At 64.5% G+C, this 25,428-nt stretch carries 27 protein-coding genes and 1 tRNA gene; 7 read left to right on the forward strand and 21 right to left on the reverse strand.

What is annotated here, in order from left to right:
• Positions 1–334: hypothetical protein (locus HMPREF2990_RS13055; RefSeq protein ID WP_168167148.1), on the reverse strand; the 334-nt coding region annotated here is incomplete at its 3' end.
• Between the two features lie 3 nt (positions 335–337).
• Positions 338–1,789: a glyceraldehyde-3-phosphate dehydrogenase gene (locus tag HMPREF2990_RS11385; RefSeq protein WP_070764732.1), complete on the reverse strand. Its 1,452-nt coding sequence runs from the start codon at positions 1,787–1,789 to the stop codon at positions 338–340.
• 177 nt (positions 1,790–1,966) lie between these two features.
• On the opposite strand from HMPREF2990_RS11385, the gene HMPREF2990_RS12780 reads away from it, so the two are divergent.
• Entirely contained in the window at positions 1,967–2,152 is a 186-nt protein-coding gene (locus HMPREF2990_RS12780) for a hypothetical protein (protein WP_141757909.1), read from the forward strand.
• Here the strand turns inward: HMPREF2990_RS12780 and HMPREF2990_RS11390 are convergent.
• Positions 2,149–3,135 carry a 3-hydroxyisobutyryl-CoA hydrolase gene (locus HMPREF2990_RS11390; RefSeq protein ID WP_070764733.1) on the reverse strand — a complete coding sequence of 329 codons (987 nt, stop codon included), beginning with the start codon at positions 3,133–3,135 and terminating at the stop codon, positions 2,149–2,151. The genes HMPREF2990_RS12780 and HMPREF2990_RS11390 overlap by 4 nt on opposite strands.
• A 63-nt stretch (positions 3,136–3,198) precedes the next feature.
• Between HMPREF2990_RS11390 and HMPREF2990_RS11395 the strand changes: the two genes are divergently transcribed.
• Entirely contained in the window at positions 3,199–3,996 is a 798-nt protein-coding gene (locus HMPREF2990_RS11395) for a Cof-type HAD-IIB family hydrolase (RefSeq protein WP_070764734.1), read from the forward strand.
• A complete protein-coding gene (locus tag HMPREF2990_RS11400) occupies positions 3,993–4,556 on the forward strand; it encodes a DNA-3-methyladenine glycosylase (RefSeq protein ID WP_070764735.1) in 564 nt (187 codons plus the stop codon). The genes HMPREF2990_RS11395 and HMPREF2990_RS11400 overlap by 4 nt, the downstream gene beginning before the upstream one ends.
• A gap of 1 nt (position 4,557) precedes the next feature.
• On the opposite strand, the gene ppk2 is transcribed toward HMPREF2990_RS11400, so the two are convergent.
• The 3 genes from ppk2 to HMPREF2990_RS11415 are packed head-to-tail and all read right to left on the reverse strand — an operon-like array spanning position 4,558 to position 6,448.
• Positions 4,558–5,418: a polyphosphate kinase 2 gene (gene ppk2 / locus HMPREF2990_RS11405; protein ID WP_070764736.1), complete on the reverse strand. Its 861-nt coding sequence runs from the start codon at positions 5,416–5,418 to the stop codon at positions 4,558–4,560.
• 51 nt (positions 5,419–5,469) lie between these two features.
• Positions 5,470–5,802, reverse strand: a complete 333-nt coding sequence (locus HMPREF2990_RS11410) for a putative quinol monooxygenase (protein ID WP_070764806.1) — start codon at positions 5,800–5,802, stop codon at positions 5,470–5,472.
• Between the two features lie 10 nt (positions 5,803–5,812).
• On the reverse strand, positions 5,813–6,448 hold the full coding sequence (locus HMPREF2990_RS11415) for a hypothetical protein (RefSeq protein WP_141757911.1): 636 nt from the start codon (positions 6,446–6,448) through the stop codon (positions 5,813–5,815).
• Positions 6,449–6,669: 221 nt separating this feature from the next.
• On the opposite strand from HMPREF2990_RS11415, the gene HMPREF2990_RS11420 reads away from it, so the two are divergent.
• Entirely contained in the window at positions 6,670–7,311 is a 642-nt protein-coding gene (locus tag HMPREF2990_RS11420; protein WP_070764738.1) for a GntR family transcriptional regulator, read from the forward strand.
• Here the strand turns inward: HMPREF2990_RS11420 and HMPREF2990_RS11425 are convergent, their stop codons facing one another.
• The 5 genes from HMPREF2990_RS11425 to HMPREF2990_RS11445 all read right to left on the reverse strand — a co-directional run bounded on the left by HMPREF2990_RS11425 (position 7,312) and on the right by HMPREF2990_RS11445 (position 13,067).
• Entirely contained in the window at positions 7,312–9,114 is a 1,803-nt protein-coding gene (locus HMPREF2990_RS11425; protein ID WP_070764739.1) for an ABC-F family ATP-binding cassette domain-containing protein, read from the reverse strand.
• Between the two features lie 12 nt (positions 9,115–9,126).
• Positions 9,127–10,092 (reverse strand): 4-(cytidine 5'-diphospho)-2-C-methyl-D-erythritol kinase, encoded by a 966-nt coding sequence (locus tag HMPREF2990_RS11430; protein WP_070764740.1) that lies wholly within the window; start codon positions 10,090–10,092, stop codon positions 9,127–9,129.
• Positions 10,085–10,936: a 16S rRNA (adenine(1518)-N(6)/adenine(1519)-N(6))-dimethyltransferase RsmA gene (rsmA, locus tag HMPREF2990_RS12785; RefSeq protein ID WP_070764741.1), complete on the reverse strand. Its 852-nt coding sequence runs from the start codon at positions 10,934–10,936 to the stop codon at positions 10,085–10,087. The genes HMPREF2990_RS11430 and rsmA overlap by 8 nt, the downstream gene beginning before the upstream one ends.
• Before the next feature lie 6 nt (positions 10,937–10,942).
• Complete coding sequence (locus HMPREF2990_RS12790; protein WP_070764742.1) at positions 10,943–12,073, reverse strand: resuscitation-promoting factor; 1,131 nt, start codon at positions 12,071–12,073, stop codon at positions 10,943–10,945.
• A 157-nt stretch (positions 12,074–12,230) separates the two neighbouring features.
• The gene (locus tag HMPREF2990_RS11445) at positions 12,231–13,067 is read right to left on the reverse strand and encodes a TatD family hydrolase (RefSeq protein WP_070764743.1); all 837 of its coding nucleotides are present in this window, start codon (positions 13,065–13,067) and stop codon (positions 12,231–12,233) included.
• 12 nt (positions 13,068–13,079) lie between these two features.
• Here HMPREF2990_RS11445 and HMPREF2990_RS11450 point away from each other — a divergent pair, with 12 nt between their 5' ends.
• Positions 13,080–13,481, forward strand: a complete 402-nt coding sequence (locus tag HMPREF2990_RS11450; RefSeq protein ID WP_070764744.1) for a DUF3806 domain-containing protein — start codon at positions 13,080–13,082, stop codon at positions 13,479–13,481.
• On the opposite strand, the gene HMPREF2990_RS11455 is transcribed toward HMPREF2990_RS11450, so the two are convergent.
• From HMPREF2990_RS11455 to rsmI, 4 genes are all read right to left on the reverse strand, one after another.
• Complete coding sequence (locus HMPREF2990_RS11455) at positions 13,478–14,254, reverse strand: CE1 family esterase (RefSeq protein WP_070764745.1); 777 nt, start codon at positions 14,252–14,254, stop codon at positions 13,478–13,480. The two genes, HMPREF2990_RS11450 and HMPREF2990_RS11455, sit on opposite strands and share 4 nt — an antisense overlap.
• Positions 14,255–14,257: 3 nt before the next feature.
• Positions 14,258–16,093 (reverse strand): methionine--tRNA ligase, encoded by a 1,836-nt coding sequence (metG, locus tag HMPREF2990_RS11460; protein WP_070764746.1) that lies wholly within the window; start codon positions 16,091–16,093, stop codon positions 14,258–14,260.
• Positions 16,094–16,198: 105 nt separating this feature from the next.
• Positions 16,199–18,019 carry a BCCT family transporter gene (locus tag HMPREF2990_RS11465; RefSeq protein WP_083317169.1) on the reverse strand — a complete coding sequence of 607 codons (1,821 nt, stop codon included), beginning with the start codon at positions 18,017–18,019 and terminating at the stop codon, positions 16,199–16,201.
• 161 nt (positions 18,020–18,180) lie between these two features.
• On the reverse strand, positions 18,181–19,044 hold the full coding sequence (rsmI, locus tag HMPREF2990_RS11470; RefSeq protein WP_070764747.1) for a 16S rRNA (cytidine(1402)-2'-O)-methyltransferase: 864 nt from the start codon (positions 19,042–19,044) through the stop codon (positions 18,181–18,183).
• Positions 19,045–19,084: 40 nt separating this feature from the next.
• Here rsmI and HMPREF2990_RS11475 point away from each other — a divergent pair, with 40 nt between their 5' ends.
• Entirely contained in the window at positions 19,085–20,689 is a 1,605-nt protein-coding gene (locus HMPREF2990_RS11475) for a dolichyl-phosphate-mannose--protein mannosyltransferase (protein WP_371576191.1), read from the forward strand.
• A 4-nt stretch (positions 20,690–20,693) separates the two neighbouring features.
• Here HMPREF2990_RS11475 and HMPREF2990_RS11480 read toward each other — a convergent pair whose 3' ends face one another.
• Together HMPREF2990_RS11480 and HMPREF2990_RS11485 are read right to left on the reverse strand one after the other, a co-directional pair.
• Entirely contained in the window at positions 20,694–21,335 is a 642-nt protein-coding gene (locus tag HMPREF2990_RS11480) for a zf-HC2 domain-containing protein (RefSeq protein ID WP_070764749.1), read from the reverse strand.
• A complete protein-coding gene (locus HMPREF2990_RS11485) occupies positions 21,328–21,735 on the reverse strand; it encodes a DoxX family protein (protein WP_038589254.1) in 408 nt (135 codons plus the stop codon). Before HMPREF2990_RS11485 ends, HMPREF2990_RS11480 begins: the two co-directional genes overlap by 8 nt.
• Before the next feature lie 52 nt (positions 21,736–21,787).
• On the opposite strand from HMPREF2990_RS11485, the gene HMPREF2990_RS11490 reads away from it, so the two are divergent.
• Complete coding sequence (locus tag HMPREF2990_RS11490; RefSeq protein ID WP_070764750.1) at positions 21,788–22,402, forward strand: DNA-3-methyladenine glycosylase I; 615 nt, start codon at positions 21,788–21,790, stop codon at positions 22,400–22,402.
• On the opposite strand, the gene HMPREF2990_RS11495 is transcribed toward HMPREF2990_RS11490, so the two are convergent.
• From HMPREF2990_RS11495 to HMPREF2990_RS11510, 4 genes are all read right to left on the reverse strand, one after another.
• The gene (locus tag HMPREF2990_RS11495; protein ID WP_070764751.1) at positions 22,399–23,007 is read right to left on the reverse strand and encodes a cation efflux transmembrane domain-containing protein; all 609 of its coding nucleotides are present in this window, start codon (positions 23,005–23,007) and stop codon (positions 22,399–22,401) included. The two genes, HMPREF2990_RS11490 and HMPREF2990_RS11495, sit on opposite strands and share 4 nt — an antisense overlap.
• 401 nt (positions 23,008–23,408) lie before the next feature.
• A tRNA-Ala gene (locus tag HMPREF2990_RS11500) sits at positions 23,409–23,481 on the reverse strand.
• Positions 23,482–23,548: 67 nt separating this feature from the next.
• Positions 23,549–24,658 (reverse strand): divisome protein SepX/GlpR, encoded by a 1,110-nt coding sequence (glpR, locus tag HMPREF2990_RS11505; RefSeq protein WP_070764752.1) that lies wholly within the window; start codon positions 24,656–24,658, stop codon positions 23,549–23,551.
• A 115-nt stretch (positions 24,659–24,773) separates the two neighbouring features.
• Positions 24,774–25,427 (reverse strand): GNAT family N-acetyltransferase, encoded by a 654-nt coding sequence (locus HMPREF2990_RS11510; protein WP_070764753.1) that lies wholly within the window; start codon positions 25,425–25,427, stop codon positions 24,774–24,776.
• Between the last annotated feature and the right edge of the window lies 1 nt (position 25,428).

The following is a 25,428-nucleotide window of genomic DNA, read 5'->3' on the forward strand; positions in this document are numbered from 1 at the left end:
CCGGTTCGCATGCGAAGATCTCGCTCGGATCGAACCACTCGATCTCGGCCCTGTCGGCGGAGATGACGCCGATGCCCGAGGCTGTCTCCCAGGCCTGGTAGTCATCGTCGATCCCCGGCACATCGTCGGGGTTGAAGCCAAGCTGTTCTGCCTCCTCCTTGCTGGAGTACGGGCAGAACACGTAGGCGCGCTCGACGCCCGGGCCGACAACCTCAGCAATGGTGAAGTCCTCCCCGGACTCCGCCGCCTCCCGCAGCCCCAAATCCGTGCCATGCGCGGCGCAGCCCGCAAGGGCGAATACGCCGGCGATGGCAAGAACTCGAGCGCGGACCATGATCTACTTGATGCTCTCCGGTGCCTTGCGCTCCGGGTAGATCTTCGGGCGCACGCCCGCGATCTCTTCGACGACGCGGACCACCTGGTGGGAGTAGCCGTACTCATTGTCGTACCAGACGTAGAGCACGAGATGGTTGCCAGAGGCAATCGTGGCCAGGCCGTCGACCACGGAGGCGTGGGTGGTGCCAAGCAGGTCGGTGGAAACCACCTCAGGTGACTGGATGTAGTCGATCTGCTGGCGCAGGTTGGAGTCGGTGGACACGCGGCGCAGGAAGTTGTTGACCTCTTCCTTCTCCACGTCCTTCTCCAGATCCAGGTTGAGCACCGCCATGGACACGTCCGGCGTAGGCACGCGGATCGCGTTGCCGGTCAGCTTGCCCTCGAACTCCGGCAGCGCCTTGGAGACCGCCTTCGCGGCACCGGTCTCGGTGAGCACCATGTTCAGGCCGGCTGCGCGACCACGACGGTCGCCCTTGTGGAAGTTATCGGCCAGGTTCTGGTCGTTGGTGTAGGCGTGGACGGTCTCCACGTGGCCGTGCTTGACGCCGTAACGGTCGTTGATCACCTTGAGCACCGGGGTAATGCCGTTGGTGGTGCAGGACGCTGCGGACAGCACCTTGTCGTCACCGATCATGTCCTCGTTGATGCCGTAAACGATGTTGGGGATGTCGCCCTTGCCCGGCGCGGTCAGCAGCACACGATCGACGCCCTTGGACTCGAGGTGCTGGGACAGTCCTTCGCGGTCGCGCCATGCACCGGTGTTGTCCACCACAATGGCATCGTTGATGCCGTAGGCGGTGTAGTCCACCTCAGACGGGCTGTTGGCGTAGATCATCTGGATCGGGGTGCCGTTAGCCCAGATGATTTCGTTCTCCTTGTCCACGGTGATGGTGCCGTCGAAAGGACCGTGGACGGAATCGCGGCGCAGCAGGGAGGCACGCTTGATGATGTCGTCCTCGCCCTTCTTGCGCACGACCACCGCGCGCAGGCGCACACCGCCGTACGCCGCCTCGCGCGCGATGAGGATACGGGCCAGGAGGCGACCGATGCGACCGAAACCGTAAAGCACCACGTCGCGAGCCTGCAGCTCAGAGGAAGTACCGACGACCTCGGACAGCTCCTCCTCGAGGAACTCGCGCAGGTCCTTGCCCTCGGTGCGGGAGTAGTTCTTGGCCAGGCGGCCCAGGTCGATGGACGCTGTGCCCAGGTCCATCTTCACCAGTTCCTGCAAGATGGGCAGCGTGTCGTCCAGCGGCAGCTCGCGCTCGACAATGCGGCGCGCGTAGCGGTGCGCCTTAATAATGTCGATGTCGGTCGCGCCCAGCAGCAGGCGACCGTAGATGGAGGTCACGGCGTTGTGCTCGCGGTGCAGCTGGCTGATCAGCGGCAGCATCTCCTGCGCGAGGGTGAGCTTGTGGTTCCAGTCGGCGGCGGGGGTAGTCGATTGTGTCACTGTAGTCCTCAAATACGGTCGTGGGTGTACAAGCAATGTGCCTTTCGGGGGCATTCCGAGGGCCCATATGCACCCTAGCTTAGCGCGTTTCCCAAACATTCAGGCCGCGCGTGCACCCGAAATTACACCCGCGCGCCCCCACTCCCGGCCTCGCTACGTCGGCGTAGCATGGCAGGCATGGATTTAAGCTCTCAATTGAACGCCAACATGCACTCCGGGGCGCAGGATCTGCGCGACGCCCTGTTTACCCCGAACACCGCTTTTCTCCCCACATCTTGGCAGGCTTCGCTCGATCAGCTCAGTTACTCGGTGATCGGTTTGTGGGACTCCATCGTGCGCGCAGTCGAGATGTTCCTGTTCTAGCGAAGCACCGAACGGTACTTCTCCGGGTCAGGCTGCGGCGCGAACTTCGGCTTCTGGTCCTTGTCCACCAGCACGGCGCGCACGCCCTCGGCGAAGTCGGGTTCGTGGCGCATGAGCTCGCCGAGCACACGTTCGTTTTCCAGCGAACCGGCGAGGTCGAGGGCAGCGTTTGCCTCGAAGAGCTCGGTTGCGGCCACCAGTGCCGAGGGAGAGGCCTGGGCGGTGAGCTCTTTCACCTTCTCGCCGAACTCCCCCACGCCGTCGAGACGCGCGTGAATGTCGGCCCACGAGCCGACAAAGACCTCTTCAATCTGCTCGTACCACTGCTCCAGGCTATTTTCCCCTGCGGGCAGCGCGACCTCGTCGAGCACGCCGACCCCTTCCTCGACGATCCGGTCGAGCAGCCCCTCGAGCGTTGCCACCTTGTGCGAGGCAAGCCCCAGCGCGAGCATCTCGTCGGTCTGAAGGCGGTAACCGGTCAGCCCCAGGAACTTGCCGAGCGCCAACGAGGGCTTCCCGGGCAGGTTCTGTAGTTTCCAGGACTGACCCACGTCGGTGACGTAACCGATGTTCATCTCCGGCATGGAGGCGAACGCGCCTTCCTGCACGACCATGTGCGACCCCAGCGCCGAGATCCCCATCCCGCCTCCCATGTTCACTCCAGAAACGAGCGCGATATAGGGCTTCGGGTAGTTCGCGATGTAGTTGTTCATCTCGTACTCCTCGGCGAAGAAGGCGCTGACCTCCTCCCCGTTGCCCGCAAGCACCCCTTCTCGCGCAAGCTTCACATCACCCCCGGAGCAGAAGTGCTTTCCGCTCGAATGCACTACCACCTGAGCCACCGCATCATCGTGCTCCCACGCTTTGAGCGTGGTGTAGATGCCGTGAATCATCTCGTCATTCAGCGAGTTCAAGGCCTTGGGTCGGTCGAGCATGATGACACCGGTGGTGCCGCGGACAGATGTGTTCAAGAATGCAGTCATGCCACCCAGTGTTACACATCACAGCGGCTGGGTCGAGCATTTTTCGCGGGTAGGGTGAGGGCAATGAATACTCCGCGTCTTGTAGCCCTGGATATGGATGGCACCCTGCTCACCCCCGCGGGGGCGATCCCCGAGCCCTTTTGGTCCACGCTCGAGGCAGCCCACGCCGCCGACATCACCGTCGCGCCCGCTTCGGGCCGCCAGCTGGCCACCCTGCGCGACATGTTCGCCCGCAACGCGCCGGAAACCTTCATCGCGGAAAACGGGGCGGTCGTGCAGCACAAAGGGAAAATCGTCGCCACCGCCACGATCCCCGAAGACACCGCCCGCCGCATCGTCGAAGCGCTCGAGCACATGCCCTTTTCCGCCCATCCGGTGCTGTGCGCACCCGAGGCCTCGTACACGCGCGCACACACCCCGCCCGAGGTGCAGCGCGAGGTGGACAAGTACTACCTGGCCAATGCACAGGTGCGCTCGCTTCTCGACGCCCCTTTGCACGAGCTCGTCAAAATCGCCCTCTTCGTCGACGGAGACGCTGAGACACTCGGCCTGCCGTGGGTCCAAGAACTCGCCCCAGAGCTGCACGCGCTGGTCAGCTCGACGCACTGGCTCGACATCATGCCGCCCGCCGCGTCGAAAGGCGCGGCGCTGCTCGCGCTTGCCGACACGCTTGGGATCGCGCAGGAAGACACCGCCGCGATCGGCGACTACCTCAACGACTACTCCATGCTGGAGGCAGCAGGGTATGCCGTCGCGATGGGCAACGCGCACCCGGAGCTCAAAGAGGTGGCCGATGAGGTGATTGGGACCAATGGGGAGCACGCGGCCGTCGCAAAGCTGGCGCAGTGGGCGGGCAAATGATTGACTTTTCGCAGCCTGCCGATATCGTGGCACCGCAACTGTTGGGCTGCCTGGTCACGCACAACGGGGTGACCGTGCGGCTCACCGAGGTCGAGGCCTACACCGGCGACAACGACCCGGCGGCGCACACGCACCGCGGGAAAACCGCGCGAAACGCCGCGATGTTTGGGCCTGGGGGCACGCTGTATGTCTACCTGTCCTACGGGATCCACCTCAACGGCAACATTGTGTGCGCGCCGGAAGGCCAGGGGCAGGGTTGCCTCATGCGCGGCGGCGAGATCATCGAGGGCGAGGCGGTCGCGCGAAAACGCCGACAGCGCCCGGACAGGAAGCCCATCCCCTTTGAAAACTTGGCGCGCGGGCCCGGCAACCTGGGGCAAGCCCTAGGGCTAGGCCTGGAAGATAACGGCACGCCGGTCGAGCTGACGATGCGAAATGCTGAACCCGAATGGGTGGCGGGCCCGCGCATCGGCATCAGCAAGAATGCGGATGCGCCACTAAGATTTTGGATCCCCAACGCGCCCACGGTCTCCACCCCGCGTGGGCGCCCAAAGCTGTGACCTACTTGTGCTTCTTTTTCTTCGACTTCTTCTCGACGCGGCGCTTCTCCAACTCAGCGGCAGCGTCGGGAACGTAGCGGAACTCCTCGCGCGGCGGGCGGGAGTAGTCCGTGATCTCCGGGCGCTCCGGGATCTCAGGCAGCTCAACCTCCACGTGCTCGTACGGCACGGTGGACAGCAGGTGGGAAATCACGTTGATGCGGGAGCGCTTCTTGTCCTCGCTCTCCACCGTGTACCAGGGAGCCGACGGGATGTCGGTGTGGACGAACATCTCGTCCTTCGCGCGCGAGTAGTCCTCCCAGCGAGTGATGGACTCCAGGTCCATCGGCGAGAGTTTCCACTGGCGCAGCGGGTCTTCCTTGCGGGACTGGAAGCGCTTGTACTGCTCCTCGTCCGAGACGGAGAACCAGTACTTGCGCAGCATAATGCCGTCCTCGACAAGCAGGCGCTCGAAGATCGGGGCCTGGTGGAGGAAGCGGCGGTACTCCTGCGAGGTGCAGAAGCCCATCACGCGCTCCACGCCCGCGCGGTTGTACCAGGAGCGGTCGAAGATGACGATCTCGCCGGCCGCGGGCAGGCGCTCGACGTAGCGCTGGAAGTACCACTGGCCGGACTCGCGCTCCGTGGGCTTCGGCAGTGCCTCGATGCGGCAGGTGCGCGGGTTGAGGTACTGGGTGATCCGCTTAATCGCGGAGCCCTTCCCGGCAGCGTCGCGCCCCTCCATCACGATGACGAGGCGTGCGCCAGTGCGCACCACCCACTGCTGCATCTGGACGAGCTCTGCCTGCAGTCGCAGAAGCTCCTTCTCGTAGGCCTTCTTGGAAAGCTTCGGCGGCTTCTTCCCCGCAAATTCTTCGCTCATACACTTCACCGTACTCAGGCGTTATGCATGTAAGCAAAGCGTGTGCACAGGTTAATCCTGGGCAGGCACCTGAAATTCCGCCATCGTGTCCCACTCGGTCTTGCCCTCGATGAGCGTGTTGATGATCGTCGGGGTCTTCTTCAGCACCTTGGGGAAGAGCTCCTGCGCGTCCTTGAAGTGCTGGGAGTTCACGTGCGCCTCCGCGGCATCGTCCTTGAAGGCCTCGATGAGCAGGTACTCATCCGGGTTATCGGTGGAGCGGTACCAGTCAAAAAAGAGGCAGCCATCTTCCGCGCGGCTCGCTTCGGTGAACTCGGCGACCACCTCGCGGAAGTTCTCGACGTATTCGGGCAGGGGCGAAAAACGGACGTTAATGAGAATCATGTGCCCCACCCTAGCGCAGGAAGTACTCCACCAGGTATGCAGTGTTGCCGTCCGCACTGCGGGCGATCGCCACGCCGAAACCAGTCGGGTTCGGGTGCGGAGTCGTGCTCAGGTTCTTGCGGTTGAGGAAGTCGAGGCGCTGCTGCGCGGCCGCATCGTCCAAGCGGTAGATCTGGCCGGTCCCCTCTTCCGTGTGGGTGACCCCGCGGCCGACGTCGCCGTTGAACTTCGCCTTGCCGTCAACAGCCTGCTGCGCCCACTCGGCGGCGATTTTCTCGGCCCGTGCGTCCTTGTGGTGTCCCTCCCGCGTCAGCTGCGCCTCGGAGTCCGCCACCAGCTGGGCGTCGACCTTGGCGCGCGAAGCCTCTTGGTCCTTGGTGCGTGGGTCGACGACGATGCGCTCTGGCACCTCGATACCAGCGCGCCCGGCCGCGTCGCGCACCTCCTTTGGCACCTCGATCGGCGGTACCGTTGGTACCTTGAAGGTGTTGGAAGATGACAAAGTGTCGAGTTGGAGCGAGACCAGCGGCGCGGGCTCGCTGGAGCCTTCCTGCGCGGTGGCGACGCCAGTGCCCGCGAGCATCAGTGCGGTGGCCGCGGCGAGTGCTCGGCGACCCTTACGAAAGTTATGTCCGTTCATTCTCATAAGTAATATTCTGTCACACTTTCCCCAAAAAGTGGCAGGAGAAGCGCGGGTGGCGTTGTCACAATTCCAATTGTTGAACAATTCTGGGATAGGCTTAGACGCGAGTGAAGGCTTGAGGCACAAGTACCGTTACAATGTTGCTTTACGCCTTTTGTTCGATCTTTTGTACATCAGAGCGCTAACTCAATATTGTCCTTGTTTCCCCACTACACACGGATACCATGCTTGCTCAAAACGTCGCCGCTGAAATCCGCCGCGCCATCTCGCGCGGTGAGTTTTCACCCGGCCAGAAGCTCAATGAAGTAGCTCTGGCCGAGCGCTTTGGCGTTTCCCGCAATACTCTGCGCGAGGCATTCGCCATGCTCACCTCCGAGGGCCTGTGTGAGCGCATCCCCAACCGCGGTGTCTTCCTTGCCACCCCTTCGCCGGAGTTCGTCACCGACACGTACCGGGCTCGGGCAGCAATCGAGCCCGCCGCGCTCTTGTGGGGCGAGCACCTCGATGTGGATCGCTTGGTCGAGCTCAACGAAGAAGCTCGCGAGGCAATCGCGCAGGACGACGACGACCTCGTCGCAGCAATCAACCAGGCTTTCCACCACGTCGTGCTTTCCGCGATGGGCTCAAAGACACTCGGCGACACGATGGATCAGCTCGACGCCTTCCTCCGCCTCGCCACCCTACCGATCGTACAGCGCACCCCGACGTTTAATCGCCAGTTCATCTCCGTGAATGAACACCTTGTCGAGCTCCTCTTGGACGGTCGCCGCCAAGAGGCCTCCGACTACCTGCAGGCCTCCCTGGAAGAGCAGGGCCGGATCGTCAACGAGCTCATCGCCAAGATCAACGACGGCGAGCCCATCTAACTAGCCCTCGAGCTCCTCGCCGAGCTCCAGCCATTGCATCTCCAGCTCGTCGCGCTCCTCTTTCAGCGCGCCAAGCGCTTGAGTTTTTTCCCCGATGGCCGCAAAATCGGGCGCGTCGGCGCTCGACATCGTGGCAATTTCAGCTTCGACTGCCTCGATCTCCTCATCGGCCTTGCCAATCTTGCGCTCCAGCGCCTTCATCTTCTTGCGTAGCTCCCGCTCCTCCTGCGAGCTCAGGCCGGTGGGCGCTTCCTGCGGAGCATCACCTTTTTCCCCCAGGTCGAGCGGGCCCGTCTCTTCGGCTGTTGCTGCGCGACGCTCAAGGTACTGGGCGATGCCGCCAGGCAGGTTGGTCAGCTTCCCGTCGCCAAACAGCGCATAAGTGACGTCGGCAATGCGCTCGATGAGGTAGCGGTCGTGCGAAATCACCACGAGCGTGCCCGGCCACGTATCGAGCAGGTTTTCCAGCTCCTGGAGGGTGTCGATGTCAAGGTCGTTCGTCGGCTCGTCGAGAAGCAGCACGTTCGGCTCGCTCATGAGCACGCGGGTCAGCTGCAGGCGACGACGCTCGCCGCCTGAGAGATCCTTCACGGGCGTGCGCTGCCGCTTCGGGCTGAAGCCGAGGCGCTCGGCCAGCTGCGAGGCGGAGATTTCCTTGTTGCCGATGTGGACGTAGTTGGCCACGTCCTCGACCGCGTCGATCACCCGGCGGGAGGGGTCCAAGTCGTCGAGCTCCTGGCGCAACCAGCCGATCCGCGTGGTCTGGCCCTCGATCCGCTTGCCCGCGGCAAGCTCGTATTCCCCGGCCAGCGCGCGCAGCAGCGTGGTCTTGCCGGAGCCGTTCACTCCAACCAGGCCGATGCGCTCGCCTGGGGCCAGTCGCCAGGTGAGGTGGTCAACCAGGGTGCGGCCGTCGGGCGCGTCAATGCGGGCGTCCTCCAGTTCGATGACGACCTTGCCCTGACGCTGTTTGGAAAAGGCCATGAGCTCGACCTTGTCGCGCGGGGCGGGCACGTCCGCGATCAGCGCCTCAGCGGCCTCGATGCGGTAGCGCGGCTTGGAGGTACGGGCCGGTGCGCCGCGGCGCAGCCACGCGAGCTCCTTGCGCGCCAAGTTCTGGCGGCGCTGCTCGATCGCATCCGCCTGACGGGCGCGTTCGGCGCGGGCGAAGGTCCAGTCGTTGTAGCCGCCCTCGTAGACGTCCACCGTACCGTCGTGAACCTCCCAGGTCAGCGTGGCGACGGTATCCAAGAACCAGCGGTCGTGGGTGACCACCACCACTGCCACCTTGCGCGACAGCAGGTGCTCGGCAAGCCACTGCACGCCCTCGACGTCCAGGTGGTTCGTCGGCTCGTCCAGCACCACCAGGTCCAGGTCCTGCACCAGTGCCGCGGCGATATTAACCCGGCGCCGCTCACCGCCGGAGAGGTTGCCCACCTGGGTATCCAGGCCGAGGTCTGCAACGCCGGTGCCCTGCAGCACCTCGCGCACCTTGGCGTTCGACGCCCACTCGTACGTCTGCAGGCCCAGCGGCTCCACCACTGCCTGGCCCACCGTCAGCGTCTCATCCAGATCAAAGCGCTGGGTGACCACCGCCATGCGCAGGTCCGAATTGTGGGAGACGCGGCCGGCGTCCGGGGTCTCCAGGCCGGTGAGCACCTCGAGCAGCGTGGTTTTGCCGCCGCCGTTGACGCCAACGATGCCGATACGGTCGTGCGATTGGACGCCGAGCGAGACGCCGTCCAGCAGCGTTTTTAAGCCCCAGGTTTTGGACACATTTTCCAGATTGATCAGGTTCACCATAGGGGCTCAAGTCTACTGTGCGCCCGGCGACGGCCCGGCGGCGGTCACCACCTCGTAGTCGGGAAAACGCTCCCGCAAGCTGGCCCTTGCTGAATTGGCGGCGTCTGCATCCGTACACAGCGCGGCGATTGTTGGGCCCGATCCGGAGATGATCGCGCGGAGCACCCCGGGTACGTCTTCCGCGGTGCCAATCACCTGCTGCAAACGAGGTTGCATCCGCAGTGCAGCCGCCTGCAGGTCGTTGTGGAGACTCTTGGCTAGGGCATCCTGGTCGCCACGGGTGAGCTGCTGACTCAGCGCGTTGGTGCTCAAGTGCGGGACGAGTGCCGGATCGTTGTGGCGCATATCGTCCAGCAGCCCGAAGGCTTTCCCAGTGGAAATGCCGACCTTGGGGTTGATAAATACCCAGTGCGTGGCACCCCGGGTAAGCATGTCCACCAGCTCGTCGCCGCGGCCGGTGCCGAGTGCGGTGCCACCCCGCAGGCAAAAGGGCACGTCGGCCCCCAGTTGGGCTCCGAGGCGGTGGAGTTGTGCGCGGTCCAGCTCCACGCCCGTGTAGGCGGCCACGTAGCGCGCCGCAGCAACCAGGGCGGCAGCGGCGTCAGCGGAGCCGCCCGCCATGCCGCCGGCGACGTAGACGTGCTTTTCCACCTCGATCCGCACAGGAGGCAGTGCCTGTGCGACCTGCCTGCACTCATCGACTACCGCGTCCACGGCGCGCCAGGCGAGGTTCGCCGGGGTGTCGATGTCCTCAGCCGGGCGCTGGACGAAGAACTCGGTGCGCATCCCGCGCACCACGCTGCCGGTGGTCACCGCCGGGCCGTCTTCGACGTGCAGGGTGACGTACTCGCGCCGGTCGACGGCCTGGAAGACAGTCACCAGTTCGTGGTAGCCGTCCGCGCGGGCCTCGCCCACTCCCAGGTGCAGGTTCACCTTGCCGGGAGCGGAGGCGCGGAAACTTTTTGGTACCTCAGACATCGTGTTCCCCCAGGCGGAGGAAGTCGTCGACGCCCAGCTTCTCGCCGCGCAGGCCCGGGTCGATACCGGCTGCCCGCAGGGCGTCTTCGGCGGCCTGTGGCGTGCCGTAGACCTGGGCGAGTGTGGATCTTAAGGTTTTGCGGCGCTGGGAAAACGCGGCGTCGATAAGCGGGAAGACTGCCTCGCGTTGGGCGCGGCGATCACTGTCAGCGGTGACATCGATGCGCACCAGGCCCGAGGCGATGTTCGGGGCCGGCCAAAAGACGTGCTTGCCGATCGTGCCCGCGCGCGAGACCTCGCCGTAGAAGGCGGCCTTCACACTCGGCACGCCGTAGATCTTCGATCCCGGGGTGGCAGCCAGGCGGTCGGCGACCTCTTTTTGCACCATGACCAGCACGCGGCGGATGGAGGGGAACTGCTCGAGCAAGTGGAGCAACACCGGCACGGAGACGTTGTAGGGCAGGTTTGCTACCAAGGCTGTCGGTGGAGTCTCCACATCCGCGGGCGTGACCGTCAGCGCATCGATGTTGGTGACGGTGAGTTTAGGAGCATGCTCAGGCGCGTAGGTGTGCACGGTCTGCGGCAGCCGCTGAGCCAAGCGCGGATCGATCTCCAGCGCCGTGACCTGGGAGGCCACCTCGAGCAGCCCAAGGGTCAGCGAGCCCAAACCAGGGCCGACCTCCACCACCGTATCCTCGGGCGAGAGATCGGCCGCGGCGACGATGCGCCGGACTGTATTGGGGTCGTGCACAAAGTTCTGGCCGAGCTTCTTTGTCGGCGTGATATCGAGCTCCTCGGCGAGCGCGCGGATCTCGACGGGGCCCAGCAGCTGGGAGGAAGCCATAAGCGCTTAGCGCAGGCCGAGCTTCGCGGTGCAGGCAGGCCACGCGCCCCAGCCCTGCGCCGCTTGGGTCTTCTCCGCGATCGCGATCTGCTGCTCGCGGGTCGCCTGGTCGGCGGTCGGGGCGTAGGCGGTGCCGCCGTAGGCAGCCCAGGTACCCGGGTTGAACTGCAGGCCGCCGTGGTAGCCGTTGCCAGTGTTGATGGACCAGTCGCCGCCGGACTCGCACTGCGCGATCGAGTCCCACACGGAGCCGTTCGCCACAGCCGGGGCCGCGGCACCGGTGTTGCCTTCAGCCTTCTTTGTACCGCGGATGATCACGGCGGGCTTGGCCTCGCGTGTCTCGTGCGCGGAGGCGACGAAGGTGTCCTCCGGCTGGCCGTTGACCAGCACGGTGTGGCGGATGACCTGCTTCTCGCCCAGGACGCCCTCCTCGCGGATCTCCTCGGTGCCCTCTTCCATCTCCGGGTCGTCGATGTACTTGGCCGGGGCCTTCACGTCGACGATCTCGCGGTCCTTGACAATCTCCACGCGGTCCAGGTTGATCTGCATGTTCGGGGTGACCGGTGCGTCCAGCGGGACGTTGAGGCGGTCGTTGGAGTCGAAAGTAATCCCGCGCTCGGTGAGCAGGTCGCCCACCGTCTTCGCTGCCGCGGAGGTGTAGGTCACCGCGCCACCGTCGTTAATCGCGACGATCTTCGGGGTGGTCACGTCCACGTTGAGGCCTTCAGTGACAGGCTGGTCGCGGTCGACATCCGTGGCGGCGTTGGCGGCCATCCCGGCCTCGTCCAGCAGGTCGCCCACGGTGGCGGCGGTAGACGTCAGCTCCTGCGCCACGCCATCAACGACCACAGCGACCGGCTTGGCCGTGCGCACGGTGAGCGTGTCGCCGTTGGCCAGCTTCTGGCCAGGTGCGGGGTAGACCAGGTCAGCGTCCGTGACCTCGACGCCCGCGGCCTGAAGCGCCTTATCCACATCACCGGAGAAGGTGGAGACAGTCGTTGCCTCACCGTTGACGTCGACGGTGATCTCCTTCTGTGCGGCGACAGCGGCGGTGGCGCTACCTACAATGGCCGCGCCGGCAACGGTGCTGGCGACAACGCGCTTAACGGCGGGGGTGCGGGAAGAGTTGCGGGACATAAGCGAAAAAGGGTTCTTTCTGCGAGATACAACCGTGTACTAATGCGGTAACAATACGGTAACAACGCGACGTTTACAAGATTGTGACCATTGCGCGTGTCGCATCACACACTTGTGCCCCCACAGGACTCTTCCCGCACCTCAGGCACAACTTTGGTCACAGATTAAACACGCGATCGAAGGTCGCCGAGACCTCCTCGGCGAGCGCCTCCACCGGCATGTCGCGGGCTTCTGCAACGACCTTCGCCGTGTGCCCAATCAACGCCGGCTCGTTCCTCGCGCCCCGAAACGGCTCGGGCGTCATGTACGGCGCGTCGGTCTCGATGAGCAGCTGGCCGGCCGGGGCGAGCTTCGCGGCTTCGCGGAGCTCGTCGTTGCGCTTGAACGTCACGTTGCCCGCGAAGCTCAACACGTAGCCGCGCTCAATCGCCTCCTTCGCCACCTCCACCGGCGAGGAGAAGCAGTGCAGGATCACCTCGCGCGGAGCGGGCGCGTCCGTGAGGATCCGCATCAGCTCCGCATCCCCCTCGCGGTTGTGGATCATGAGAGCTTTGCCACTTTCCACCGCCAGGTCGATGTGGAAGCGCAGCGCCTCCTCCTGCACCTCAAGCGGGGCGGTCCGCTCTGCGTCATGCTTCAGCCAGTAGGTATCAATGCCGGTCTCCCCCACCGCCACGCAGCGCGCATCTGCCGCCATCTCGCGCAGACGGGTGCGAGCGGCGTCGTCAAGCTCGTGCGCGCGGGTCGGGTGGATCGCGCAGGCGGCGAAGACTCGCTCGTTCATCTGCGCAGCAGCCAGCGCCAGCTCGGCCTCCTCCAGCCCATCGCCGACGGTGCACATCCGCTCGACGCCGGCGTCGACGGCGCGGTTTACGATTGCATCGACCTCGTCTTTGGTGCGGGCGCCGGTGGAGGCGAGGTGCGTGTGGGCGTCGACAAGCATGGCGATGCGCTCGGCGGGAACTGGTGTGGGGCGTGGCTTCTTTTTGCTCATACAGTAGAGCCTATGGCATTTACAGATTTGGACCCGCAGACCCGCGCCCAGCTCGACCGCGACCTGGCCGAGGCTGCGGGCCGCGGCATCAACGGCGACGTCGACGCGGTGGTGCGAAGCTTCGAGGACACACTCGCCTACTACCTCGGGCTTCCCGCCGACGTGCGCCGCAGCTACCCGCGCGGCGAGACCGCCCGCATCTTCGGCACCGCGCTCGGTGCGGCGCTCGTGCGCGACCACGGCTTTGCGTGGCGCTTGCTTATCGACGACTACGGCACCGACCTCGTCGTCGCCCGCAATGTAGACGACGCCGAACCGAAATACGCCGCACCCCTCGTGATCGTGGACACCCGCTTCGAGGACGAGGAGCCCGGCAAGCTCACCACCTTTGTGCAGCAGTTCCTGGATCGCTAGAGCAAGAGGTTCTCGACGAGCCCCGCCCCCGTCACCTCGCGGGTTCCCGGGCCCAAGCGCGGGTCGAGTTCCTTGGCGCACGGCACCATGTGGCCAAACCCATCGATGGTGACCAGGTGGACCGGGGCGGCGCCCTCCCAGGTGTCTAGGGTGACGTGCTCGCTCAGATGGGTCTCGCTGTGCAGCTGTGCTCCATTACGTTTCGCGAAATACTCGGCGGAGTGGTGCGCCGAGCGGGTCATGCCACGATTGTTGCCACCGATGCCGGCCATGCCGCCCTCGTACGGAACGAGCGGGTCGGCGGTGCCCTGCACGGAGAGAATCGGAGTCGGGTGCCAAGATCCCTTTGGCGGCAAGGTGTTGTCCTCGGTAGGCATGGAGGCACCGAAGAGTGCGGCGGCGGACAGGGTGCGCGGGGCGTCGAGAAGCATGCGGATGAGCATCTGGCCGCCGTTAGAGAAGCCACACCCGATGACGCGCTCGTGCGGGTACCGCGCAACTAATTCGGTGAGGAAGCCGACGTCATCGATGTCGAGTGTGCGCGCCGACTCCTGGAAACCGCGGCGCGCGTCGTTGAAGTGCCGGCCTACCCCGTCCGGGTAGAGGACGGTGTGGCCGAGCGACTCGAAGGAGCGATCCGTGAAATTGCGCGCGACGTTGCCGGATTGGCGAGAGCCGTGCAGGAACAGGATCAGCGTGCCGGTGTCTTCGCCAGGGACCTCGACCCACGTGCGTGTGCGTCCGCCAAATTCCAGCGATTGCTGTTCAGGCATTGATTACTGCACAGGTGCCCACTCGGGGCCGGTCTCGCCCAGCTCCGGGTCGAGCTTGGCCACCAGCGGCTTCGGCTTGGCAAGCTCGGTGCCGGCCTCGATGTTCACGCGGCCCCACACAGCTTGCTGGTCGGTGTAGTCGCCGGTAATCGTCAGGTACTTCTGCCCCTTCTCCGGCAAGCCTGTGCCGACGAGCTCGTAGTCCGCGTCGTCCGTGACCTCCTCGATGCCCGGGGCGGCAGCCCACACGCCGGTGCGCCCTAAGGTCTCGTGGACCTGCTGCGCGATGTGCGGGAGGAACGGGGTGAGCATCGCGTTGCAATCGGAGACCACCTGTAGCGCGGTCCACAGCACGGTGGCCAGGCGCTCGCGCTGGCTGTCATCCTTAGCCAGCTTCCACGGCTCCTGCTCGGCGATGTACGCGTTCGCCTCGCCGACGACGTGCATGATCTTGGTAATCGCAGCCTTGAAGTGAGCCTTGGACAGGTCCTCGCCTGCGGTGGCGAATGTCTGCTCCGCCAGATCCAGGATGCGGTGGTCCGAATCAGTGAGATCGCCCGGGGTCGGCACGGAACCGAAGTTCTTGTGCGCCATCGACACGGTGCGGTTGACCAGGTTGCCCCAGCCGTTCGCCAACTCGTTGTTCACGCGGCGGACGAACTCATCCCAGGTGAAATCCGTGTCGTTGTTTTCAGGACCGGCTACCGCGATGAAGTAGCGCAGCGGGTCCGGGCCGAACTCCTTGAGGAAGTCCTTAACGTAGATGACCACGCCCTTGGAGGAGGAGAACTTGGAACCGGACATGGTGAGGAACTCGGAGGAGACCACCTCGGTGGGCAGGTTCAGCTCACCGAGCTCGTGCGTCTCGCCGCCCTTCGTCCCCTTGCCCGCGTAGCCGAGCAGCTCGGCCGGCCAGATCTGGGAGTGGAAGGTGATGTTGTCCTTGCCCATGAAGTAGTAGCCCTCGGTGGCCGGGTCCTGCCAGAAGGTCTTCCACGCATCCGGGTCACCGGTGTGCGCGGCCCACTCGATGGAGGCAGAGAGGTAGCCCACGACGGCGTCGAACCAGACGTAGAGCTTCTTCGACGGGTTGTCCTGCCAATCCTCCACCGGGATCGGAATACCCCAGTCGATGTCGCGCGTCATCGCGCGCGGACGCATGTCCTCCAGCAGGTTCAGGGAGAACTTCAACACGTTGGGGCGCCACTCCTTGCGGGTTTCCAGCCACTGCGCGAGTGCGTCATGCATCGCGGGCAGATCCAGCATGAAGTGCTCGGTCTCCACAAACTCCGGGGTCTCGCCGTTGATTTTGGACACCGGGTTGATCAGGTCTGCCGGGTCGAGCTGGTTGCCACAGTCGTCGCACTGGTCGCCTCGCGCGCCGTCGGCCCCACAGATCGGGCAGGTGCCCTCGATGTAGCGGTCCGGCAGCGTACGCCCCGTCGACGGGGAGATCGCGCCCTTCGTGGTCTCCTTGAGCATGTAGCCGTTAGCGTAGAGCCCCTTGAACAGCTCTTGGACCACCGCGTAGTGGTTGCGGGTGGTGGTGCGAGTAAAGAGGTCGTAAGACAGGCCCAGGCCGGCGAGATCCTCGACGATCTGCGCGTTGTAGCGGTCCGCGAGCTCCTTGACGCTCACGCCTTCCTTGTCCGCCTGCACCAGAAGCGGCGTGCCATGCTCGTCGGTGCCGGAGACCATGAGCACGTTCTTGCCGCACATTCGCTGGTAGCGGGCAAACACGTCGGAGGGCACGCCAAAGCCAGCGACGTGGCCAATGTGGCGCGGGCCGTTGGCGTAAGGCCAGGCAACGCAGACAAGAACGTTCTCAGATGCAGTCATGGTAATTAAGCATAATCAACGCCAGGCTCGCGGCGAATCCGGGCATAGAAAATCCCCAGCCCCTCTTCACGAGGGTGCTGGGGATTTTCGTATCGGGGGCAGAGGCTAGTTCAGCTTACCGCCAAGAACTCGCTTGACCTGCTCCTTCTTCTGCTCCAGCTCGCGCTGGTCGCGGTGCATGCGACGCTCGATAGCCAGCTGGCGCGCGAAGCGCTCCTGTTCCTTGTGATCCAGGTAGATCGTGTCGTTGGACAGATCCTTCACGATCGCAAACATCAGGAGGATGAGGATGAGCAAGAAGGGGGTGGCGGCGACAATGGTCACCGACTGCAGCGAGTTCAGCGCGTCCGAGCCACCCGAGATCAGCAGGGTCAGGCCGACACCAGCGGTGGCAACGCCCCACATCGCGGCGAGCCACGGCTTCGCGTCCGACTTGCCGTTCTGCGACATCGACGCCATCACCGTGGAGGCAGAGTCCGCCGAGGTGATGAAGAAGGTGGCCAGCAGGATCAGAGCGAACACGCCCATGATGACGCCGCCGGGCAGGTTGTGCAGCAGGTTAAACAGCTGCTCCTCCGAGGAGCCCTCGCCGTAAATGGAGTTGCCCTCCTGCTCCATCTTGATCGCGGTGCCGCCAAAGATGGCGAACCACACGGTGGACAGGCCAGCCGGGACGAGCATGACGCCGAGGCAGAACTCGCGGATGGTGCGGCCGCGGGAAATGCGCGCCAGGAAGGTACCCACGAACGGAGACCAGGAGATCCACCAGGCCCAGTAGAAGATGGTCCAACCAGACAGGAACTCGCCTGCCTCGCCGTCAGCGCTTTCGGCGGTGCGGGCTGCCATCTCAAAGAAGTTCTGCAGGTAGGTGCCCACCGCCGTCGGCAGCATGTTGAGCTGAGCGACGGTCGGCCCGAAGACGAACACGAAGATTGCCAGCACCGAAGCCACGACCATGTTGGAGTTGGACAGCCACTGGATGCCCTTGGACACGCCAGACATCGCCGACAGAAGGAATGCGAGCAGCAGTACTGAGACGATGCCGATGATCAGCGTGTCAGAGGGGTTGTCCACAAAGCCGGAGGCTTCCAGGCCAGCACTAATCTGCAGTGCGCCAAGACCCAGGGAGCAGGCCGTGCCGAAGATGGTGGCGAAGATGGCGAAACCGTCGATGAACTTACCCAGTACACCGTCTGCGGCCTTCTGGCCGATCAGCGGAATAAACGCGCTCGACAGCAGCTGCTTGCGGCCGAGCCGGAACGTGGAGTACGCGATTGCGAGGCCGATGATGGCGTAGACCGCCCAGGGGTGGAGCGTCCAGTGGAACATCGTCTGCGCCATGCCGGTACCCACCTCGTGTGGCTGGTGACCTGGAACCCCGTCAAGGTACATCGACAGCGGCTCGGAGGCACCGTAGAACATCAGACCGATGCCCATACCAGCGGCAAACATCATGGCGATCCAAGAGCTTGTCTTAAACTCCGGCCGCTCATCGGCCGTCCCCAGGCGGATGGCACCGAACTTGGAGCAGGCGATCACGATGACGAAGAGCACAAACATGGTGCCGCCGAGCACGAAGGCCCAGCCCAAGTTGTCAATGACCCAGCCGAAGGCCACGTCAGCAAAATTGGAGAAGTTCTCCGGGGCCAATAGGCCCCAGGCCACCATGGCCACGACCAACACAGCGATGGGAGCAATGATGCCCCAGTCCACCGGAGCATCTGCCGCGTCGGCCTTGCGCTCGACCTGTTCTTCCGGATCGAGGTAGTTGCCGCGCGCGCCCGAGCTATCAGCGTCCAGCAGCGAGGCGAGCTCACCAGCTGCCGAAGGCGTGGGGGCTGTGGAATCGTTTCCAATCTGCGGATCTTCGCTCCGCGGCTCTGCGTCTGGATCGTGCGGATCCAGACCAGTCTCACGCTGAGACATTGATCACTCCTTGAATTTTAGCGGTAAAATCATATGACTTTTGCAGGGTAACGTAAATGAAGTCCAAGCACGAACCGGCGGCGAGCCCCGTGTTCTGGGGGAAAGTGCGGAGCGCCAGTCGTTTCCCCAGCGCGTGTGCATATATTCAGGCTGCGCGCGGCCTACTTCCGAGAGGCAAGCACCTCATCGTACAACTCGCCGGTTTTCACCCCGTGTGCCTTGGCGACGGCCTTGCACGCATCCTTCATCCGCTCGCCTTGCTCCACCCGAGCGAGCACTTCCCCGACGAGGTCAGCGGGTTCCTCTACCGCGGCGCGGCCACCCTCAATCACCACGGTGACTTCACCGCGCACGCCTTCTTCGGCCCACTGCGCCAGCTCGGAGAGCGTGCCACGCTTGACCTCCTCAAAGGTCTTGGTCAGCTCGCGGCACACGGCGGCCCGGCGATCCGCCCCCAGGACCTCTGCTGCCCGCGCCAGAGTGTCCGCCGTGCGATGCGGCGACTCGAAGAAACAAATAGCGCGCTCTTGTCCCACCAGCGAGCGCAGCCAGGTGTCCTTGGCACCGGGTTTGCGGGGTACGAAACCGTCGAAAAGAAAATGCCCGACATTGAGTCCTGACAACGCGAGCGCCGTCGTCACCGCGCTCGGTCCGGGCAGGCAAGTCACGGGGACGCCCTCCTCGTGCGCCGCGGCGACCAGGTTCAGGCCCGGATCGGACACGATCGGCATGCCAGCGTCCGTGACCACCAGCACCACGCCGGAGCGCGCCGCGCGCAGCAGTGAGTCGGTGCGCGCGGCCTCGTTGTGGTCGAAGTTGGAGACGAACTTTCCGCGCGGGTTCACCCCTAAGGCTGTGGCCAGCGCCCGGGTCCGCCGCGTATCTTCCGCGGCGATCACCTCGGCGCGCTCTAACATCTCGCGCAGGCGCTGGCTGGCATCACCGATATTGCCCAGCGGGGTTGCGGCGAGCACCACGCCCGAAGTAGGGAGCGCGTCCTGGGGCAGATCTGTCGAGGCAACCATAAACCTCAAGCATACGCACGACACAGTAAGATCCTTGTCCGTGAGTACCCAAGTGTCCCCCGCTGCCCCAGCCCCTGCCGCGAAGCGTTGGCGGCCAAAGCGCCCCGAACCCGCCGCGCCAAACACGGTGCCGTGGGCCCGGCGCGACACGATCGCCGCGAGCGTGATCGGGGTCTTGGCGCTCTTTACCCGCTTCCTTGGCCTGACGCAGCCCACCTCGGAGGGCACGCCGGTCTTTGATGAGAAGCACTACGTGCCGCAGGCCTGGGACATGGTCCGCGATTACATCAACCCGGTACTCGGCGGTATCGAGTCCAACCCGGGCTACGGCCTGGTCGTGCACCCGCCGCTGGGCAAACAACTGCTGGCGTGGGGCGAGCAGTTCTTCGGCTACGCACCACTAGGCTGGCGCCTGTTTACCGCGCTTTTCGGGGCGGCGACCATCGTGTTTGTCTTCCTCATTGCGCGCAGGCTCAGCCAGTCCACCACCATCGGTATCTTCGCGGGCACCATTGCGCTTTTCGACGGGGTGCTGCTGGTCGCCGCCAAATTCGGCATGCTCGACATGTTCCAGGTCTTCTTCGTCGTGGCCGCGGCCTGGACGTTGGCCGGCGACATGCAGCAGGTGCATAGGCGGTGGCACGACGCGTACCTCACGGGCAAGTTAGATGACGCGGGCCCGCTCGGCCCACGCCTGGGTTTCCGCTGGTGGCGCTTCGCCACCGGCGTGCTGCTCGGCCTGGCGCTTGGGGTGAAGTGGTCGGGCCTGTACTACATCGCGTTTTATGGGCTGCTTTCGGCATTTTGGGACCTGTGGCTGCGCAAGCGCTACGGCGTGGAGAAGCCGCTGGCGGGTGCGCTGCTGCGCGATGTGCCCTCCGCGCTTGCTTCGATCGTGCTGGTTCCAGCGCTGCTGTACATCTGGTCCTGGCGCGCCTGGTTCGCCTCCGAGACCTCGGTGTACCGCCACTCGGTCGCAGACGGCACCGTGGCGAACTCTGAGTGGCCGTGGCTGACCTCCCTGCCCTCGCCAGCCGCGGAATGGCTCTACTACCACTTCTCGGTCCTCGAGTTCCACGGCTCGCTGACCTCCTCATCCGGCCACTCCCACCCGTGGGATTCCAAGCCCTGGGCCTGGCTGGTCGCCTCGCGGCCGATCCTCTACTACTCCAACACGGACTTGAGCTGTGGTAATGGCAACACGTGCCGGGAGATGATCTACCTCTTCGGCACGCCCGCGATCTGGTGGCTGACCATCCCGGTCCTCCTCTGGGCAGCATGGGTGTGGGTCACCCGCCGCGACTACCGCGTCATCCTGCCATTGGTGGCGTTCATGGCCGGTTTCCTGCCCTGGCTTGCGGCCTTTGACCGCCAGATGTACTTCTTCTACGCCACCGCCCTGGTGCCGTTCACCGCAGTGCTGCTCGGACTTGCGCTTGGCAACATCGCGAAGAAGGGCGCGCCCACCGGCAACGCGCTCGTGCTTCGAGTAGCGGGGGCTGACTTGCGCACTGGCCAGCTGGCGGTGCTTGCCTACCTGGCGCTGGTGGTGACCAACTTCTTCTACTTCTCGCCTATCTTCTACGGCTACATGATCCCGGAGGGCTACTTCCAGTCACTGATGTGGCTGCCCAGCTGGAAGTAGCGCGCTAGTTCGGGTTGGCGTCGAGCAGGTGCCAGGCGCGGCGGATCTCGATCCCGCGGTCCGCCACCCAGGTCCACACCAGCCCCATCAGCGTAAACAGAGGGATAAACACGATGCTGGGCACGAACTCGCCAATCGAGAGCACCCAGTCACGCACCGCGAAGCCCGCGGTAAAGGTGAACATCGTGCCCACGATGAGCAACACGCCGGGGATCTGCCGCGGCCGCCACGCGCTCACCCCGAGCGCGAGCGCCACGCCGAAGCGCACCGCCGCGGTCGAGGTCATCAGCCCATCCGATGCATCAGTGCCCAGCAGTGGTTGCACCGCCCACCAGGCCCACACGAGCGCGGCATTAACCAGCGCGATCCGACCGATCGCGAGAGTGACTAGGCGTCGCTGCGCCAGCTTGCGCCACTTCTCGTCCACCCCGGCCAGGATCACTTTGGACAGGTCGCCCGGCGGGGCCATCCCGCCGTCGACCTCAGCGAATCGCACCTTTTCCGAGAGCGCGAGCGAGCGTTCCCAGAAAGCGGTGCACTCGGCGCAGGAGGCCAGGTGGGCGTCGATAAGCGAGTCCTCGAGGCCCGGTGCCTCGCCGTCGATGCGCGCCGAGAGCGCGGCCTGGACTTGTTCGTGGCTAATCACGGGTCAACACCCCGTCCAAGCTCGCGCGGCCGGTACCGAAGACCACGAGCGAGAACAGCGCCGCGGCAAGCACCAAGGTGTACTCCATGCCCCCGTCGGCGACGAAGAAACCGTTGCCCAGGTGCACAAAGTAGGTTGCTGCGACAGTGAGCAAGAGCAGCAACGACGCAGCGATCGTAGTGAGCAGGCCGATCACCAGGAAAGTGCCGCCGATAAGCTCCACGGTCCCAGCGACGTAGGCGCTTAAGGTAGGCTGCGGCACGCCAAAGCGGGCGAATTCCTGGGCGGTTGCGCTCATGCCGGAGGCGAACCAATGCTGGTAGCCGTGGGCGATGAAAACTGCCCCAACGACCAGGCGCATCAGCAGGAGGGCGAAGTCTCGAACGGCGGGCCTGTTCATGCCAATTACCCTACCGATGGAACCGAAGCGCCATAAATTGAGTCAAATATATATGAACAATTTCTACGAAGAACCCAAGTCCCTGCCCATCACCTGCGACGACGGCCTGGTGCGCCCACCCTGGGCCGCCACCGACCCGCTGCTGCGCACCTACTATGACACCGAGTGGGGCATGCCGCTTTTCGACGAAGCGTCGCTCTTCGAGCGCCTCTGCCTCGAAGGATTCCAAGTCGGACTGTCCTGGCGCCTCATTCTGTCCAAGCGCGAGGCCTTCCGCGAGGCCTTCTTCGGGTTCGATCCGGACAAGGTCGCTGCGATGGAATCGATCGATCACCTGATGGACAACGCGTCGCTGATCCGCAACCGGCAGAAACTCAACGCCGCCATCACGAACGCGAAAGCAACCGTTGCGCTTCGCGACGAGGGCACGCACCTCGGCGAACTCATCTGGTCATACAAACCAGAAACGACTCCACGGCCGCGCACGGCAGAAGAAGTGCCCACTTTCTCGCCCGAGTCGAAGGCACTGGCTCGGGATCTGAAGAAGCGCGGTTTTACCTTCGTCGGCCCGGTGACCATGTACGCGCTCATGGAGTCCGTCGGCATCGTGGACACCAACCTCGTCGGCACCTGGCGCCGCGGCGCCTCCGGAGTGTGGGGCGACTAGCACTCGCCCATATCCTCGAAGGCCTCCTCCACCGAGGCGTGCTCCTCGCGGGACTCCTCCCATACTTCCTTAGCCGCCGAAAGGTTGATCGCGGCGATGATCGCCCCGACCACGATGTCGAACCAGGCAGTCGGCCATACGAAGGTGAGCAGGCCCGCGACGATGATGAGCACGTTCGCCAGCGCGTCGTTGCGCGCAGCCAGCCACGCTCCCTTCGCCAGCGAGGATCCCTGGTCACGCAGCTTGAGCAGGATCACCGCGCAAATGAGGTTGACTGCCAACGCGCCCAGCGCCACGCCGGTCAGCCCCTCCGGCGAGGGCGGGACAGGGTTGAGGATCTTGGTCACCACCATGACGATCGCCGCGACCGCCGGAATGAGGATCAGACCCGCAAGCACGCTGCCGGCCACCCGGCGGCGGTGCGCGGGCCACGCCACCGCGAAGAAGACGAGCAGATTAATCGCTGTGTCCTCGAGGAAGTCGGCGGAATCCGCGGCAAGCGACGCCGACCCAATCGCCAACGCGGCGATGAACTCCACGAAGAAGTACGCCAGATTCAGCAGCGCAACGATAAGGACTGCGCGGCGAAGCTTCTCAGTGGTCACGGGTTCCTCCTGTCAGGGGCCGGTAATAGCGGAGCAAGGATACGCCGACGTATCTCTTCGCAGCAAACAGCTGGAGCCTGCGGGGCTACGTAGTAATCGTCGCTCCTTGTCCAATAAGTCATTGGACTCCGTGTCCAAAAACTTCATGCACATAACACCCATTACCTAAATGGAGCTAGCTCCATTTAGACCTGTCCCACCCGCAAAACGCCAGGTCGCGCGAAACCGGACACCCTAAACGGAGCTAGCTCCATTTGGACCTGCCCCGACCACAAAACACCAGGTCGCGCAAAACCAGATCCCCTAAATGGAGCTAGCTCCATTTGGACCAGCTCCCCACCACCGCATGCACGCACACGAAGAAACCCCCAGGCCGTGAAGACCTGGGGGTGTGTATCCAGTGGAGCTAAGGGGAATCGAACCCCTGACCTTCGCATTGCGAACGCGACGCTCTACCAACTGAGCTATAGCCCCGTGCTGGGAAGCAACGTTACTCCTCCCTCACCAGCTGGTGAAATCCGCTGGTGAGAGGCCTGCAACGTTAGCTCGCGCGCGGCGTGTAGTTGCGTGGATCGCCGTAGTACTCGTCGCGTTCCTGTTCGCGGCGGTAGACCGGGAGCGTCTCGAAGTCGGGGTGTTCTTCGTCCATGTCCAGGATGACGGAGCCGACGCGGCGACGCTCGCCAGGCGCGGGCTGCGGGCGCTGGGCGAGGTCCACGCCCATGCGTGCGCGGCGCAGCTGGCGTACGCGTCGCTGGTGGAGGGCACGCTCCTTGCGCACCGCACCGCGGGCGGCAATGAAGAACCACGCATTGAGCCCGACTGCGATCGCAGGCAGGATCCAAGTCCACCCACCCGCGACGAAGGCGATGACGAAGGTGGCCACGAAGAAGATGATCAGGCCAAGGAAGGTGCGCTGACGGCGACGGAAACGCTCCGCGCGCGCGGCACGCTCGCGCTCCGGGTCGTAGCCACCGCGGCCGCGGCGCGTCTTGGCGAAGGCAATGTCGCTGTCGTCCGGCTCGAGCGAGTCCGCACCTACCGGTGCCGGCTCGGGCGTATCCTCCTGCGCGCGCTCGACCTTTGGTGCGTCCTCGTCGACGTAGCCGAAGTCGGCCGGGGACTCGTAGGCCTCGCGAAGCTCGTAGTGCTGATCGTCAGCGTCCTCAGAGTCTTCAGCGTCCTCGGAGTCCTCAGAGTCCTTCATGTCTGCAGCATCCCCCGTGGACTCACCATCCAGCTCCACGCGGGTCGAGCCACCCTCTGCCGTCTCGTCCTGAGTCTCAGCGTCTTCAGCCGCCTCCTCAACCGGCTCGGCGTCGATCACCATGGGGGTTTCCTCGGACGGTTCGACATCTTTGCGGAAGATGGTGCGCAGGGGTGGCGCGTCGTCGATAAGCACCTGCTCATCCTCGGCCTCGACGAGCTCGACGTCCTCATCGGCCTCGGCGTGCTGGTGCACGTCGGCGGCGGTGAGCTTCGGGCGACGGCGCGAGACTACGGGTTCGGTGCCGCCCTCGTGCAGCACGCGCGTCTCCTCATAGCCCTCGCCGGAACGGCGGATCTTCTTCACGCTGCCCGAGAGCATCGGGGCAAGCACGATGATCCACACGACGAGGATGAGGACGATGATCAAGCTCAGGCTGCCCATGGGCAAAGCCACCTTTCAACGCGACAGACGACGGCGATGGAGATAAGAAACTGCACTAACGCTAACCGCGCTAGCCTCGCACAACCGCCAGGCACGCCGAGTGTGGCGGAAGAATTTAGCGTACGCGTCCTTGCTCCCGCAGCCGCGCGACCGCGCTCTGCGGAAAGTCCTCGGCGTTGAGCGCCACGAAGTGATGATCGCGCCATTGCCCGTCGATGTGCAGGTTCTTGCGGAAGTAGCCTTCCTCGCGGTAGCCGTTCGCCGCCAGCACGCTTCTCGACGCCGGGTTGTCCGGCAGAAAGGTCGCCGTCACCCGGTGCAGCCCCACCCTGCCGAGCGCATGGTCCGTCCCCAAAGCACAGGCCGCCGTGGCGATCCCGCGCCCCATAAATGGCGAGTGGACCCAGTAGCCGATCCAGCACTCCCCGACCGCGCCGTGCTGGATGTTGCCAAGGGTGACCTGCCCGGCGAAGTGGCCGTCGGCCTCGATGACTAGCGGGATCACCACCCCGCCGAGCGCCAACTTGCGCAGGTTCAGCCAGTTGGCACGCCAGGCCTGGGCCGAGTGCGCCTCCTCCCACGTCCCGGAGACGGTCGGCTCGACTGGTTTGAGCCACTGCTCATCCAGGATGCGGGTTTCGCGCCAGGCGCGTCCGTCGCTGGATTGTAGGGGGCGGAGTTTGAGCGTGGTGCCGTCGGCAAGCTGCAGCGTGGGTGTGTCTTCGGGCCAGCCGGGCGTGGGCTCGCGGAACAGGGACAGCAGCGACATT

Source organism: Corynebacterium sp. HMSC071B10 (genome assembly GCF_001814825.1).
Classification (GTDB): domain Bacteria; phylum Actinomycetota; class Actinomycetes; order Mycobacteriales; family Mycobacteriaceae; genus Corynebacterium.

What these genes read in the sequence shown, in the direction of transcription:
- metG (WP_070764746.1), bottom strand. Translation starts at nt 16,093, where the DNA reads ATGACTGCATCTGAGAACGTTCTTGTCTGCGTTGCCTGGCCTTACGCC.
- HMPREF2990_RS11465 (WP_083317169.1), bottom strand. Translation starts at nt 18,019, where the DNA reads ATGTCTCAGCGTGAGACTGGTCTGGATCCGCACGATCCAGACGCAGAG.
- HMPREF2990_RS11410 (WP_070764806.1), bottom strand. Translation starts at nt 5,802, where the DNA reads ATGATTCTCATTAACGTCCGTTTTTCGCCCCTGCCCGAATACGTCGAG.
- ppk2 (WP_070764736.1), bottom strand. Translation starts at nt 5,418, where the DNA reads ATGAGCGAAGAATTTGCGGGGAAGAAGCCGCCGAAGCTTTCCAAGAAG.
- HMPREF2990_RS11395 (WP_070764734.1), top strand. Translation starts at nt 3,199, where the DNA reads ATGAATACTCCGCGTCTTGTAGCCCTGGATATGGATGGCACCCTGCTC.
- HMPREF2990_RS12790 (WP_070764742.1), bottom strand. Translation starts at nt 12,073, where the DNA reads ATGTCCCGCAACTCTTCCCGCACCCCCGCCGTTAAGCGCGTTGTCGCC.
- HMPREF2990_RS11450 (WP_070764744.1), top strand. Translation starts at nt 13,080, where the DNA reads ATGGCATTTACAGATTTGGACCCGCAGACCCGCGCCCAGCTCGACCGC.
- HMPREF2990_RS11425 (WP_070764739.1), bottom strand. Translation starts at nt 9,114, where the DNA reads ATGGTGAACCTGATCAATCTGGAAAATGTGTCCAAAACCTGGGGCTTA.
- rsmA (WP_070764741.1), bottom strand. Translation starts at nt 10,936, where the DNA reads ATGGCTTCCTCCCAGCTGCTGGGCCCCGTCGAGATCCGCGCGCTCGCC.
- HMPREF2990_RS11400 (WP_070764735.1), top strand. Translation starts at nt 3,993, where the DNA reads ATGATTGACTTTTCGCAGCCTGCCGATATCGTGGCACCGCAACTGTTG.
- HMPREF2990_RS11430 (WP_070764740.1), bottom strand. Translation starts at nt 10,092, where the DNA reads ATGTCTGAGGTACCAAAAAGTTTCCGCGCCTCCGCTCCCGGCAAGGTG.
- HMPREF2990_RS11485 (WP_038589254.1), bottom strand. Translation starts at nt 21,735, where the DNA reads ATGAACAGGCCCGCCGTTCGAGACTTCGCCCTCCTGCTGATGCGCCTG.
- HMPREF2990_RS11445 (WP_070764743.1), bottom strand. Translation starts at nt 13,067, where the DNA reads ATGAGCAAAAAGAAGCCACGCCCCACACCAGTTCCCGCCGAGCGCATC.
- HMPREF2990_RS11510 (WP_070764753.1), bottom strand. Translation starts at nt 25,427, where the DNA reads ATGTCGCTGCTGTCCCTGTTCCGCGAGCCCACGCCCGGCTGGCCCGAA.
- HMPREF2990_RS11455 (WP_070764745.1), bottom strand. Translation starts at nt 14,254, where the DNA reads ATGCCTGAACAGCAATCGCTGGAATTTGGCGGACGCACACGCACGTGG.
- HMPREF2990_RS12780 (WP_141757909.1), top strand. Translation starts at nt 1,967, where the DNA reads ATGGATTTAAGCTCTCAATTGAACGCCAACATGCACTCCGGGGCGCAG.
- rsmI (WP_070764747.1), bottom strand. Translation starts at nt 19,044, where the DNA reads ATGGTTGCCTCGACAGATCTGCCCCAGGACGCGCTCCCTACTTCGGGC.
- HMPREF2990_RS11420 (WP_070764738.1), top strand. Translation starts at nt 6,670, where the DNA reads ATGCTTGCTCAAAACGTCGCCGCTGAAATCCGCCGCGCCATCTCGCGC.
- HMPREF2990_RS11490 (WP_070764750.1), top strand. Translation starts at nt 21,788, where the DNA reads ATGAACAATTTCTACGAAGAACCCAAGTCCCTGCCCATCACCTGCGAC.
- glpR (WP_070764752.1), bottom strand. Translation starts at nt 24,658, where the DNA reads ATGGGCAGCCTGAGCTTGATCATCGTCCTCATCCTCGTCGTGTGGATC.
- HMPREF2990_RS11390 (WP_070764733.1), bottom strand. Translation starts at nt 3,135, where the DNA reads ATGACTGCATTCTTGAACACATCTGTCCGCGGCACCACCGGTGTCATC.
- HMPREF2990_RS11415 (WP_141757911.1), bottom strand. Translation starts at nt 6,448, where the DNA reads ATGAGAATGAACGGACATAACTTTCGTAAGGGTCGCCGAGCACTCGCC.